This is a genomic window from Mycobacterium sp. HUMS_12744610 (assembly GCF_041206865.1).
GTDB lineage: Bacteria > Actinomycetota > Actinomycetes > Mycobacteriales > Mycobacteriaceae > Mycobacterium > Mycobacterium servetii.
The window spans coordinates 392,969-405,724 of record NZ_JBGEDP010000001.1 but is presented as its reverse complement, the minus strand read 5'-3'; the positions used below and the strand labels follow the sequence as shown (position 1 = coordinate 405,724).

The 12,756-nt window shown below is 72.4% G+C and carries 9 protein-coding genes, 1 tRNA gene and 2 pseudogenes; 6 read left to right on the top strand and 6 right to left on the bottom strand.

Translation table 11 applies throughout. From position 1 onward, the window contains the following. Positions 1-69: 69 nt before the first annotated feature. A pseudogene (locus AB8998_RS02005) lies at positions 70-333 on the bottom strand (trehalase-like domain-containing protein); the annotation flags it as partial. 93 nt (positions 334-426) lie between these two features. Between AB8998_RS02005 and AB8998_RS02000 the strand changes: the two are divergent. Next, positions 427-1,446 (top strand): iron-containing redox enzyme family protein, encoded by a 1,020-nt coding sequence (locus tag AB8998_RS02000; protein WP_369736573.1) that lies wholly within the window; start codon positions 427-429, stop codon positions 1,444-1,446. Here the strand turns inward: AB8998_RS02000 and AB8998_RS01995 are convergent. The 5 genes and pseudogenes from AB8998_RS01995 to selD all read right to left on the bottom strand — a co-directional run bounded on the left by AB8998_RS01995 (position 1,394) and on the right by selD (position 5,250). Further along, entirely contained in the window at positions 1,394-1,639 is a 246-nt protein-coding gene (locus AB8998_RS01995) for a CDGSH iron-sulfur domain-containing protein (RefSeq protein ID WP_369736572.1), read from the bottom strand. The two genes, AB8998_RS02000 and AB8998_RS01995, sit on opposite strands and share 53 nt — an antisense overlap. Further along, positions 1,636-2,344: pseudogene (locus tag AB8998_RS01990) on the bottom strand (HemK2/MTQ2 family protein methyltransferase). The gene AB8998_RS01995 and the pseudogene AB8998_RS01990 overlap by 4 nt, the downstream one beginning before the upstream one ends. Positions 2,345-2,455: 111 nt before the next feature. Further along, positions 2,456-3,010, bottom strand: coding sequence for a type 1 glutamine amidotransferase domain-containing protein (locus AB8998_RS01985; protein ID WP_369736571.1), 555 nt, complete (start codon positions 3,008-3,010; stop codon positions 2,456-2,458). Positions 3,011-3,223: 213 nt separating this feature from the next. After that, positions 3,224-4,210, bottom strand: a complete 987-nt coding sequence (locus tag AB8998_RS01980; RefSeq protein WP_369736570.1) for an LLM class F420-dependent oxidoreductase — start codon at positions 4,208-4,210, stop codon at positions 3,224-3,226. Between the two features lie 38 nt (positions 4,211-4,248). Continuing rightward, positions 4,249-5,250: a selenide, water dikinase SelD gene (gene selD, locus AB8998_RS01975; protein ID WP_369736568.1), complete on the bottom strand. Its 1,002-nt coding sequence runs from the start codon at positions 5,248-5,250 to the stop codon at positions 4,249-4,251. 19 nt (positions 5,251-5,269) lie between these two features. Here selD and AB8998_RS01970 point away from each other — a divergent pair. The 5 genes from AB8998_RS01970 (at position 5,270) to AB8998_RS01950 (ending at position 12,676) form a co-directional block, all read left to right on the top strand. Continuing rightward, positions 5,270-5,364: transfer RNA gene (locus AB8998_RS01970), tRNA-Sec, on the top strand. A 14-nt stretch (positions 5,365-5,378) separates the two neighbouring features. Then, complete coding sequence (selA, locus tag AB8998_RS01965; RefSeq protein ID WP_369736567.1) at positions 5,379-6,674, top strand: L-seryl-tRNA(Sec) selenium transferase; 1,296 nt, start codon at positions 5,379-5,381, stop codon at positions 6,672-6,674. After that, a complete protein-coding gene (locus AB8998_RS01960; protein WP_369741391.1) occupies positions 6,662-8,356 on the top strand; it encodes a SelB domain-containing protein in 1,695 nt (564 codons plus the stop codon). Before selA ends, AB8998_RS01960 begins: the two co-directional genes overlap by 13 nt. 7 nt (positions 8,357-8,363) lie before the next feature. Next, positions 8,364-11,660 carry a formate dehydrogenase gene (gene fdh, locus AB8998_RS01955; protein ID WP_369736565.1) on the top strand — a complete coding sequence of 1,099 codons (3,297 nt, stop codon included), beginning with the start codon at positions 8,364-8,366 and terminating at the stop codon, positions 11,658-11,660. Next, positions 11,657-12,676 (top strand): 4Fe-4S dicluster domain-containing protein, encoded by a 1,020-nt coding sequence (locus tag AB8998_RS01950; RefSeq protein ID WP_369736564.1) that lies wholly within the window; start codon positions 11,657-11,659, stop codon positions 12,674-12,676. The genes fdh and AB8998_RS01950 overlap by 4 nt, the downstream gene beginning before the upstream one ends. The last annotated feature ends 80 nt before the right edge of the window (positions 12,677-12,756 follow it).

Genomic DNA, 12,756 nt, shown 5'->3' with positions numbered 1-12,756 from the left:
TGGCCGGACAAAACCCTCGACCACCCGCACCACGTCGGCGGCCTCCCCGCGCGGCGGCATGAAGTCGGTCACCCGCACCGTGCCCTCGTGGGTGTCCCACTCGCTGTCCATGATCAGCGTGTCCTCGCGGTACGCGCGGCGGGTCGCCGCCCCGGTGCCGACCGGGGCGATGCGCCGGTGCCCGGCCGACTCGTCGTCCAGCAACGCCGCGAAGCAGGCCGTCGAGTCGAAGCGCGGCAGACACAACCAGTCGATGCTGCCGTTCCGGCCCAGCAACGCCGCGGTGTGCAGGTCCCCCAGCACCGCGTAGTCCTCGAGGGGCACCGACGCCATCAGAGTTGCCCCACGGGCGACTGCGTCCACACCACCCCGATCGTATGCGCGCAACCGGTAGTTTGCTCCGGCGGCTGACGGGTATCCATCGGCGTGACCCGTGCACCGATCATCGCCGAACCGGCCCTGCCGGCGGCCCACGGACCGTTGTCGACGGCGGTTCGCCTGGCGCTGACCGGACCGCCCTCCTTCGACCATTTGACGCGCATCGGTTCCGGTGCGCGCGATTCCGACCCTTACGGCCTGGACCTGCAGCTGGCGCTGTGCATGTGCTACGAGTTGCACTACCGCGGTTTCGCCGGCGTGGACCCCGCCTGGGAGTGGAATCCCGCGCTGCTGGGTTTGCGCGGTGAGCTCGAACGCGTGTTCCTGGCCGGCGTGCGCCGCGACGTGGGACCGATCGAACCGGGCCGCAGCGCGGCGACCGAGATGGAGGCGCTCACCGTCGAGCCGCCCGGCGGCACCGGCCCCTCATATCACCTGCGCGACAACGGAACCTGGCAGCAGATGCGCGAGTACTTCGTGCACCGTTCGCTGTACCACCTCAAGGAGGGCGACCCACACGCCTGGGCGATCCCCCGCCTGACGGGCGGCGCCAAGGCCGCGTTCGTGGCGGTCGAGTACGACGAGTACGGCGCCGGCCAGGGCCCGCGCCTACATCAGCAACTCTTCGCCGACCTGCTGTGCGCCGCCGGCCTGGACGCGGCCTACCTGGGCTACCTGGACGCTGTCCCGGCCGAGGCGCTGGCGGTGGTGAACCTGATGTCGCTGTTCGGGTTGCACCGGGCGCTGCGCGGGGCCGCGGTCGGGCACTTCGCGTCGATCGAGATCACCTCTCCGCCGGGGTCGCGGCGGATGGCCGAGGCGCTGCAGCGGATGGGCGCGCCCGCGGCCTGCGTGAGGTTCTACCGCGAGCACGTCGAGGCCGACGCGGTCCACGAGCACGTGGTGCGCGTCAACGTGGTCGGCGACCTCCTCGCGCGCGAACCGCAGCTCGAGCCCGACGTCGTCTTCGGCATGCGGGCCAACGCGCTTCTCGAAGACCGATTCGCCGCGACCGTCATGGCGGCGTGGGAGCAGGGCCGCTCGTCGTTGCGCAGGCCGATCGACTAGGGGATTCGGCGACGCGGCGGCACCGGCGATGGCTGGTGTCGCACAACGGATATTCCTCGCTGCGCCGACAGGTGCAGACCGCCACCATGAACCGGTCGGACTCGACGACGTCGCCGTCGGGCATCTCGATGCGCACCGGGCCCGAGACCAGCACCGGCCCGCCCGGCACCACCTGTACCCGGGCGGCGCTCATCGCTTGTCCCCCCGGATCACGACCAGCTCCTCCTCGCGGCAGCCACGCGGCATGCGCCCCGTCTGTTCGAGCCAGGCCGCCCTGGCCGAAAGGACGGGCCCGAACGGAATCAACTCCGAGGCAACTACTTCCGCCGCTATACCGGCCGAGCGCAGGATGTCCAGCGACCGAGCGGTGTCGGCGAACGCGGACTGCACCATCAGCATCGTTCCCCCGTCGCACAGCAGCTTCGGCATCGCCCGGCACAGCGGGTCCAGGATGGAGCGCCCGTCTGCGCCCGCGTTCCACGCCCATGGCGGCCCGGCGACCGCCGGGATCGCCTCGGGAACGGTGCTCGCCGGGGTCGGCACGTAGGGCGGGTTGGAGACGACGACCTCGAACGGGCCCAGATCCAGGGCGCGCGTCCAGGAGCCCTCCCGGACGTCGACCACCACCCCGGCGCCGGCGGCGTTGCCGCGCGAACATCGCACGGCGTGCGGGCATGTCGAAGGCAGTGACGCCGGCGCATCCCATCTCGGCCGCCGCGATCGCGACGAACCCGCTGCCGGTGCACAGGTCGAGCACCCGGCGGCCGGGAATCAGCCCGGTGCGCTCCATGGTGGCCACCAGGAGGCGCGAGTCGTCTTGTGGCCGGTACACTTTCCCGCTTGCGGGGGCGGTCGGGTCGTCGAATGCGCCAGCCGGCGCGGGGAATGTGATTGTCAACCTGGGCCTTTCGGAATCCATTCGAGGATCGTGGCGTGGCCTGTCTTATGCCCGCAAACCGATGGACTCAAACGGTCCGGCCTTCGGAGCAGTTCGCGCCCGGGTTTCGCCTCAGCCCGCCGGAGTGCGGGCGAACTGTCGAAGGATCGCCGCGCAGAACGCGGGCAGGTCCTTCGGGGAGCGGCTGGTGATCAGGTTGCCGTCGACGACGACCTCCTCGTCGACCACGTCGGCGCCCGCGTTGCGCAGGTCGGTGCGGATGCTCGGGTAGGACGTCAGCCTGCGCCCTGCCACGATCCCGGCCTCCACCAGCGTCCAGGGGCCGTGACAGATCGCGGCCACCGGCTTCCCGGACTCCACGAAGTCGCGCACGAACGAGACGGCGCGGTCGTCGAGGCGCAGCTTGTCCGGGTTGACCGTCCCGCCGGGCAGGACAAGGCCGTCGAATTCGTCGACGGAGACATCGGACACCACCCGGTCGACCGCGAACGTGCCGGCCGGCTCGAGATCGTGGTTGCGCGCCTGGATCTCACCGGCCTGCACCGACACGACCTCGACCCGGGCGCCCGCACCGGTCAGTGCCGCACGCGGCTTCTCGAGTTCGACCTTCTCCACACCGTCGGCGGCCAGGATGGCGATGGTCCTGCCCTGCAACTCCTCTGGCATTGCGCGCTCCTTCAATGGTTTCGTGTGCTCGAAGATCTCATGCCCGTGCCGTCCGCAACGCCGCGTAGATGTGGCCCCGGCGATGCCGGTGAGCACCGCCGCCGCGATCGCGCCCTGCCGCCGCCGAGCGCTTTTGTCAAAGTCGTTGTCGTTGCGGAGTTTCCACTCACGTCAACCCCCTATGAGCCAGACGATGTTGCCGCGCGGCGCGCGTCAGCCCGACGCGACCCGCAGCGCCTCGAGCAGCGGTTCGGCGGCCTCGGCCAGAAACCGGTCCTGCGTCTCGCCGCCGATCTGGACGAGCGCGATGTCGGTGAAGCCGGCCTCCCAGTAGGGCCGCACGGCCTCGACGACGGCGTCCAGGTCCGGGCCGCACGGGATGGTCTCGGCGACGTCCTCGGGCCGCACGTACTGCGTCGCGCCGGCGAAACCGGCCGGGGTGGGCAGGTCTGCGTTGACCTTCCAGCCCCCGGCGAACCAGCGGAACTGGTCGTGCGCGCGCTGCACGGCGGCGTCGCGGTCGGGGTCCCAGCTCACCGGGATCTGGCCGACGATGCGCCCGCTGCCGGCCGTGTCGGCCGCCCGGCGGGCGCCGTGCCACGCGTGGACGAGTTCGCCATCGGGCTCGGTGGCGATCATGTGGTCACCGAGCTTGGCGAACTGGTCGACGGCCTTCATACCCCCCATCGCCACCCCGATGCCGACCGGGACCTCGGGCACGTCCCACAGCCGCGCCGAGTCGACCTCGAAGTAGTCGCCCCGCCAGCTCACCAGCTCGCCGGTGAACAGCTCGCGGATGATCCCGATGGCCTCGCACAGCATCTCCTGCCGGCGCTCGACGGTCGGCCAGCCCTCGCCGACGACGTGTTCGTTGAGGTTCTCCCCGCTGCCCAGGCCGAGGGTGAACCGCCCGTCGGACAGGATCTGCACGGTGGCCGCCTTCTGGGCGACGATCGCCGGGTGATACCGCATCGTCGGGCAGGTCACATAGGAGTACAGATCCACCCGTTCGGTGGCGTGGGCCACCGCGCCCAGCACCGTCCACGCGTAGGGGGCGTGCCCCTGCGAGACCAGCCACGGCGAGAAGTGGTCGCTGCACACCTCGAAGTCGAAGCCACGCTCTTCAGCCGAAACGGCGTACCGCACAAGGTCTTTCGGTCCACTCTGCTCGGTCATCAGAGTGTAGCCAAAGTTGGTCATAGCGCCCTGGTTACCCCGGGGGCTCGGTGGCAAACCGCTCAGCGAACCACGATGGTGTGCTCCCCGCGGGCCACGAGTTCCCCGATGACGGGCGCCCCGGGGATCTCGGCCGCGACCAGCAACCCTCCCGAGGTCTGCGCGTCGGCGAGCAGCAGCGCCTCGTCACCGCTCACCGCCGACAGGTCCACGTGCGGGGCCACCCACTCGAGGTTGCGCCGCGTGCCGCCACTGACGTGGCCCGCGGCCAGCGCCTCCCGCGCGCCCTCCAGGTAGGGCACCGCGGTCGAGTCGATCACCGCCGTGACACCGCTGGCCCGCGCCAGCTTGTGCAGGTGCCCGAGCAGCCCGAAGCCCGTGATGTCGGTGGCGCAGTCGGCGCCCGCCGCCAACGCCGCCGCCGCGGCGGCGGCGTTGAGCGTGGTCATCGCGTCGATGGCCTGCGGGAAGCGCTCCCCGGTGGCCTTGTGGCGGGCGTTCAGGACACCGACCCCCAGCGGCTTGGTCAGCGACAGCGGCGTCCCCGGTCGGCCGGAGTCGTTGCGCAGCAACCGCTTCGGGTCCCCTATGCCGGTCACCGCCAGCCCGTACTTGGGTTCGGGGTCGTCGACGCTGTGCCCGCCGGCCAGGTGACAGCCCGCCAGCGTGCACACGTCCAGCCCGCCGCGCAGCGTCTCGGTCGCCAGCTCGAAGGGCAGCACGTCGCGCGGCCAGCCCAGCAGGTTCACCGCCACGACCGGCCGGCCGCCCATCGCGTAGATATCCGACAGCGCGTTGGTGGCCGCGATCCGGCCCCAGTCGTAGGCGTCGTCGACGACCGGGGTGAAGAAGTCCGTCGTCGCGATCAGCGCCGTGTCGCCGTCGATGCGCACCACCGCCGCGTCGTCGCCGCTGTCGAGCCCGACCAGCAGTTCACCGACCGGGTCGCGCGGCGCCGAGACCCCCAGCCCCCGGACCACCTCCTCAAGTTCGCCGGGCGGGATCTTGCACGCGCAGCCGCCGCCGTGGGCGTACTGAGTCAACCGGTAGGACACGGCGTCCATAATTGTCCTCATGGTCCAGGGAGGTGTGTCCGGTCTGGTGACCGGCGCGGTCTTCAAAACCGTCGAGCGGCAGACGCTGTCGTTGGCGGGTTCGATTCCCGTCCGCCTCCGCCACCCCGGGCCCTGACATGACCGACCCGCGCCGGCGGGTGCCCCGCACCGACGCGCTGCTCGCCGATCCCCGCCTCGCCGAAGCCGAGCGGACGCTGGGCCGCCCGCTGGTGAAGTCGGTGATCGCCGCGGCTCAGCAGGCCGCGCGCGAAGGCGAGATCGACCCCGACCGCGTCGCCGAGCACGCCGTGGCCGCGCTGCCGGGCACCGCGTCGGGCCTGCGTCCCGTGCTCAACGCCACCGGCGTCGTCGTGCACACCAACCTGGGCCGGGCGCCGCTGTCGCCGGCCGCGCTGGACGCCGTCGTCGCGGCCGGCGGTGCCACCGACGTCGAGTTCGACCTGGCGACCGGCCGGCGCGCCCGCCGTGGCCGCTCGGCGCTGGCCGCGCTGGCCCGGGCGGTCCCCGCCGCCGGCGGCGTGCACGTCGTCAACAACAACGCGGCCGCGCTGCTGCTCACCGCGCTCGCGCTGGCCCCCGGCCGGGAGATCGTGATCAGCCGCGGCGAGATGGTCGAGATCGGCGACGGATTCCGTATCCCGGACCTGCTGGCCTCGGCCGGTGCGCGGCTCCGCGAGGTCGGCACCACCAACCGCACCGCCCTGGCCGACTACACCGGCGCGATCGGGACCGACACCGGATTCGTGCTCAAGGTGCACCCGTCGAACTTCCACGTCAGCGGGTTCACCTCGGCGGTCGCGGTGCGCGAGCTGGCCGGGCTGGGCGTGCCGCTGGTGGTCGACATCGGCTCCGGGCTCCTGGCGCCGCATCCGGTGCTGCCCGACGAGCCCGACGCCACGTCGGCGCTGCGCGACGGGGCCGACCTGGTCACCGCCAGCGGCGACAAGCTGCTCGGCGGGCCGCAGGCCGGGCTGCTGTTCGGCGACGCCGCGCTGGTCGAGCGGCTGCGCCGCCATCCGGCGGCGCGCGCCCTGCGGGTGGACAAGCTCACCCTCGCCGCGCTGGAGGCCACCCTGGTGGGCCCGCCGCCGCCGGTGGCGCGGGCCCTGACCGCCGACGTCGCCGCGCTGCGCGCGCGTGCGCAGCGGCTCGCCGCGCGGCTGCCGGGCGCCGAGGTGGTCGACTGCGTGGCGGCCGTCGGCGGCGGCGGCGCCCCCGACATGCGGCTGCCCAGCGCCGGGCTGAGCCTCCCGGAGCCCTACGCGGCGGCGCTGCGCGCCGGCGACCCGCCGGTGGTCGGCCGCGTTGAGGCCGGCCGGTGCCTGCTGGATCTGCGCACCGTGGCCCCCGACGACGACGAGCTGCTGGCGGCCGCGGTGCGGGCGTGCGCGCCGCGGGCATGTTCGTCGTAGCCACCGCCGGGCACGTCGACCACGGCAAGTCGACGCTGGTGCACCGGCTCACCGGCATGTGGCCGGACCGCCTGGCCGAGGAGCGGCGCCGCGGCCTGACCATCGACCTTGGCTTCGCCTGGACCGACATCGGTGGGCGGCGGATCGCGTTCGTCGACGTGCCGGGCCACGAGCGGTTCGTCGCCACGATGCTCGCCGGCGTCGGATCGGTGCCCGCGGTGATGTTCGTGGTCGCGGCCACCGAGGGCTGGATGCCGCAGTCGGATGAACACCTCGCGGCGCTGCACGCCCTCGGCGTCCGCCACGGCCTGCTGGTGATCAGCAAGGCGGATCTGGCCGACCCCACACCGGCCGTCGAGGCGGCCCGGGAGCGGTTCGCGGCCACGTCGCTGGCCGACCCGCCGGTGGTGCTCGGCACCGACCTGGACCGGGTGCGCGCCGAGCTGGTCGCGCTCACCGACCGGCTGCCCGTACCGGATCCCGCCGCCGACGTGCGTCTGTGGGTGGACCGCACCTTCAGCGTCCGCGGCGCGGGCACGGTGGTGACGGGGACGCTCGCGGCCGGCACCGTACGGGTCGGCGACGAACTCGAACACGCCGGGCGGCGCGTCACCGTGCGCGGGCTGCAGTGCCTGGGCGAGGACCGCCCCGAGGCCGGCGCAGTGGCCCGGGTCGCGCTGAACCTGCGCGGTGTGGACCGCCGGCACATCGGCCGCGGCGACACCGTGCGCACCCCCGGGGCGTGGCTGGACACCGCCGAGGTCGACGTCGCGCTGCGAACGGCGCAGACGCTGCACCGCGAGCTGGTCCTGCACGTCGGGTCGGCGGCGGTGCCGGTGCACGTCCGCCCGCTCGGCGCCGGCGCGGCGCGGCTGAGGCTGCGCCGGCCGCTGCCGTTGCGGGTCTCCGACGTCGGGCTGCTGCGCGACTCCGGGGAGCACCGGATCGCCGCGGGGATCGAGGTGCTCGACGTGCGCCCGCCGGCGCTGCGCCGCCGCGGCGCGGCGCGCGCCCGCGCCGACGAGCTGGCGACCGGTAGCGTCCACCCGCCCGACTGCGCCCGGGCGGACGAGCTGCGCGCGATGGGTCTGCCCGCGCGCGGCGAGCGGATCGGCGACTGGGTGGTGGACCCGCGGTGGTGGGCGCAGCGGCGCGCGGACGCGGTGGCGGCGGTGCGGCGCTGGGCCGCCGAGCGCGACGTCACGGCCGGCATGCCGCTGGACGCGCTGCGCCGCCAGCTCGGGCTGCCCGCCGCCGAGCTGGTGTCCGGGCTGCTCGAGGGCACCGGCCTGACGGTGTCCGACGGCCTGGTCGCACCGCCCGGCGCCGGCCTGCCGGCCCGCGTCGAGGAGGCCGTGCGCGCCGTCGAGGACCGGCTGGCCGCCGAACCGTTCCGCGCCCCGGAGGCCGACGACCTGGCCGCACTCAAGCTGGGCGCCCGCGAGCTGGCCGCGGCGGTGCGCGCCGGGCGGCTGACCCGCATCGCCGACGGGGTGGTGCTGGGTCCGGACGCGCTCGACCGCGCGGCCGGGATCCTGGCGACGCTGCCGCAGCCGTTCACCGTGAGCGAGGCCCGGCGCGCTCTGGGCACTACGCGCCGGGTCGCCGTGCCTTTGTTGGAGCGGCTCGACGCGCGGCGGCTGACCCGCCGCGGCGGCGACGGCACCCGCGAAGTGGTTTGATCGAAGGATGGATTTCGGCAAGCTGCTGCAGTCGTGGCCGGTCTACCGCCAGCTCACCGGCGCCGACGCGCTGGGCCGCGGCAAGGCCGCACAGTCCGAGCGCTCCGCGGGGCTGCAGCCCCGCACCGCCACCGCCGACAGCGTCGCGCATTCGGTGTGCCCCTACTGCGCGGTCGGCTGCGCGCAGAAGGTGTACGTCACCGACGGCGAGGTCGTCCAGATCGAGGGCAACCCGGACAGCCCGATCTCCCGGGGCCGGTTGTGCCCCAAGGGATCCGCGAGCAAGCAACTGGTCACCGGGTCGCAGCGCGAGACCAGGGTGCGTTACCGCGCCCCCTACGCCACCGAGTGGACCGACCTCGACCTGGACACCGCGATGGACATGGTCGCCGACCGGGTGCTCGACGCCCGCCGCAAGGGCTGGCAGGACTTCGACAAAGACCGCAACACCCTGCGCCGCACCATGGGCATCGCCAGCCTGGGCGGGGCGACGCTGGACAACGAAGAGAACTATCTGATCAAGAAGCTGTTCACCGCGCTGGGCGCGCTGCAGATCGAGAACCAGGCCCGTATTTGACACAGCGCCACGGTTCCCGGTCTGGGAGCCTCCTTCGGTCGCGGTGGCGCGACGGACTATCAGCAGGACCTCGCGAACTCAGACTTCATCGTCATCATGGGCTCGAACATGGCCGAGGCGCATCCGGTCGGCTTCCAGTGGGTGATGGAGGCCAAGGCCCGAGGGGCCGGGGTCGTCCACATCGACCCGCGGTTCACCCGCACCAGCGCGGTCGCCGACCGGCACGTGCCGCTGCGCGCGGGCACCGACATCGCCTTCCTCGGCGGGGTGATCAACTACATCCTGTCCAATGAACTGGACTTCCGGGACTACGTGACCGCCTACACCAACGCGTCGTTCATCCTCGACGAGGGCTACCGCGACACCGAGGACCTCGACGGGCTGTTCAGCGGCTACGACCACGACACCGCGTCCTACGACCCGGCGAGCTGGCACTACGAGTCCACGCACCACGGCGGCCGGGGCGGGGCGTCCGACAAGCAGCAGGGGGCACCGACGCAGCTGGGCTCCGGCGGGGCCGCGATCGAGGGCGCCGCGGGCGAGATTCCCAACGACCCGACGCTGCAGCACCCGCGCTGCGTCTACCAGGTCCTCAAGCGGCACTACGCCCGCTACACCCCGGAGATGGTGCAGCGGGTGTGCGGCGTGCCGGCCGAGACCTTCCTCCAGATCGCGCGGGCGTGGACGCAGAACTCGGGCCGGGAGCGCACCGCCGCGCTCGTCTACAGCGTGGGCTGGACCCAGCATTCGATGGGCGCCCAGTACATCCGTGCGGGGTCCATCATCCAGCTGCTGCTGGGCAACATCGGCCGCCCCGGCGGCGGGATCTTCGCGCTGCGCGGGCACGCCAGCATCCAGGGCTCCACCGACGTGCCGACGCTGTTCAACCTGCTGCCCGGCTACCTCACGATGCCGCAGGCCGGCCAGGAGACCCTGGCGGACTACCTCGAGAAGATCACCAGCAGCAACCAGAAGGGCTTCTGGCACAAGGCCGACACCTACATGGTGTCGCTGCTCAAGGAGTACTGGGGTGAGCACGCGACACCCGACAACGACTTCTGCTTCGACTACCTGCCCAGGATCAACGGCGACCACGGCACCTACCGCACGGTGCTGGACATGATCGACGGCACGGTGTTCGGCTACTTCCTGCTCGGCCAGAACCCGGCCGTCGGGTCCGCCCACGGGCGGCTGCAGCGCCTGGGCATGGCCAACCTGGACTGGCTGGTGGTGCGCGACCTCGTCATGATCGAGAGCGCCACCTTCTGGAAGGACGCCCCGGAGATCGAGACGGGCGAGATCTCGCCGCAGACGTGCCGCACGGAGGTGTTCTTCTTCCCGGCCGCCTCCCACGTCGAGAAGGCCGGCACGTTCACCCAGACCCAGCGCATGCTGCAGTGGCGGGAGAAGGCGGTCGACCCGCCCGGTGACGCCCGCTCGGAGCTGTGGTTCTTCTATCACCTGGGCCGGCGGCTGCGCGAGAAGCTGGCCGGCTCGACCGACGAGCGCGACCGCCCGCTGCTGGACCTGGCGTGGGACTACAAGACCGAGGAGGCCGAAGGTCCGAAGGCCGATGAGCCCTCGGGCGAGGACGTGCTGCGTCGCATGAACGGCATCGACCTGACCACCGGCAAGGCGGTGAACGGCTACACCGAGCTGAAGGCCGACGGCAGCACCGCGTGCGGCTGCTGGATCTACAGCGGGGTGTACGCCGACGAGGTCAACCAGGCCGCGCGGCGCAAGCCGAAGGAGCAGCAGGGCCCCTACGACAACGAGTGGGGCTGGACGTGGCCGGCGAACCGCCGGGTGCTCTACAACCGGGCCTCTGCTGACCCGGCGGGGCGCCCGTGGAGCGAGCGCAAGAAGCTGGTGTGGTGGGACCCCGAGCGGGGCGAGTGGACCGGCCACGACATCCCCGACTTCGAGCTGCACAAGCCGCCGGACTACCGCCCGCCCGAGGGCGCGGTGGGGGTGGAGGCGCTGCGCGGCGACGACGCGTTCGTCATGCAGGCCGACGGCAAAGGCTGGCTGTTCGCGCCCAACGGGCTGGCGGACGGCCCGCTGCCCACTCATTACGAGCCGCACGAGTCGCCGGTGCGCAACGCGCTGTACACCCAGCAGGGCAACCCGGCGCGAATCGTCTACGGCCGCAGCGACAATCCGTCGAACCCGTCGCCGCCGGAGGCGCACGGCGAGGTGTTCCCGTTCGTGTTCACCACCGCCCGGCTCACCGAGCATCACACTGCCGGCGGGATGAGCCGCCAGCTGCCCTATCTCGCCGAGCTGCAGCCTGAGCTGTTCGTCGAGGTGTCCCCCGAGCTCGCGCGCCTGCGCGGGCTGACGCACATGGACTGGGCGCACGTCATCACCAGCCGCACGGCGGTGGACGCGAAGGTGTTCGTGACCGACCGGATGAAGCCGCTGCGCATCGAAGACCATGTCATCCATCAGGTTTGGATGCCGTATCACTGGGGCTACGCCGGCCCGGTCGAGGGTGACGTGGTCAACGACCTGCTCGGGGTGGTGCTGGACCCGAACGTGTTCATCCAGGAGAGCAAGGTCGCCACCTGCGACGTGCGGCCCGGGCGGCGGCCCCGCGGACCCGAACTGCTGGCCTACATCGCCGACTACCGCAACCGCGCGGGCATCACCACCGAAACGGGTACTCATGTGGACACCACCCGGCCCGACCCGGTGGCCCATGTCGAGCCGGGGGAAACGCCTTGAGCGACAACAGCTTCTACGGCGAACTGCCCGACCCCGCCGGCAACGCCGGGTACGCCGCGGATCATCCGCCGCGGATGGGCTTCTTCACCGACACCTCGGTGTGCATCGGCTGTAAGGCCTGCGAGGTGGCGTGCAAAGAGTGGAACTCCGTGCCTGACGACGGCTTCAACCTGCTGGGGATGTCGTTCGACAACACCGGCATGCTCGGCGCCAGCACGTGGCGCCACGTCGCCTTCATCGAGCAGGAGCGTCCGCTGGGACAACAGGACCCAGACGTCGCGGGATCGGAGACCGGCCCTTCGGGTACCGGCAAGTCGGCCGAGATCGCGACGGCAGCAATCGAATCCATGCCGCGCGGCGGTGGGAAACTCGGCAACGCCCCGGTGGACCTGGACTTCCCGAAGTTCGCGCGCCCCGGCGACGCGACCGGCGCGGAATCGCGCACCGACTTCCGCTGGCTGATGAGCTCCGACGTGTGCAAGCACTGCACCCACGCGGGCTGCCTGGACGTGTGCCCGACGGGCGCGTTGTTCCGCACCGAGTTCGGCACCGTCGTTGTGCAGCAGGACATCTGCAACGGCTGCGGCTACTGCGTGTCCGGCTGCCCGTACGGGGTGATCGACCGGCGCGAGGGCGACGGCCGCGCATGGAAGTGCACGCTGTGCTACGACCGGCTGCGGGACGGCCTGGAACCGGCGTGCGCCAAGGCGTGCCCCACCGACTCCATCCAGTTCGGTGTCCTCGACGAGCTGCGTGAGCGCGCCGCCCGCCGCCTCGACCAGTTGCACGGGCTCGGGGTCGGTGAGGCGCGACTCTACGGCCACGACCCGAACGACGGGGTGGGCGGCGACGGCGCGTTCTTCCTGCTGCTCGACGAGCCCGAGGTGTACGGCCTGCCCCCGGACCCGGTGGTGCCCACCCGCGACGCGCCGGCCATGTGGCGCTACGCCGGGATCGCGGCCTCGGCGCTGGTGGCCGCCGCGGTGTCGTCGTTCCTGGGGCGGGGCCGGCGGTGAGGGAACAGCGCAGCGAGGCGGGCGCGCAGGACGTCCACGCCCAGACTTTCTCGCGCGGTCGGGGTAGCGGCGGGGGCCGT

Bases quoted from the DNA above. Each gene is read 5' to 3' on its own strand.
- AB8998_RS01960 (WP_369741391.1), top strand. From the start codon at position 6,662: ATGTTCGTCGTAGCCACCGCCGGGCACGTCGACCACGGCAAGTCGACG.
- AB8998_RS01985 (WP_369736571.1), bottom strand. From the start codon at position 3,010: ATGCCAGAGGAGTTGCAGGGCAGGACCATCGCCATCCTGGCCGCCGAC.
- selA (WP_369736567.1), top strand. From the start codon at position 5,379: ATGACCGACCCGCGCCGGCGGGTGCCCCGCACCGACGCGCTGCTCGCC.
- selD (WP_369736568.1), bottom strand. From the start codon at position 5,250: ATGGACGCCGTGTCCTACCGGTTGACTCAGTACGCCCACGGCGGCGGC.
- AB8998_RS01980 (WP_369736570.1), bottom strand. From the start codon at position 4,210: ATGACCAACTTTGGCTACACTCTGATGACCGAGCAGAGTGGACCGAAA.
- AB8998_RS01995 (WP_369736572.1), bottom strand. From the start codon at position 1,639: ATGAGCGCCGCCCGGGTACAGGTGGTGCCGGGCGGGCCGGTGCTGGTC.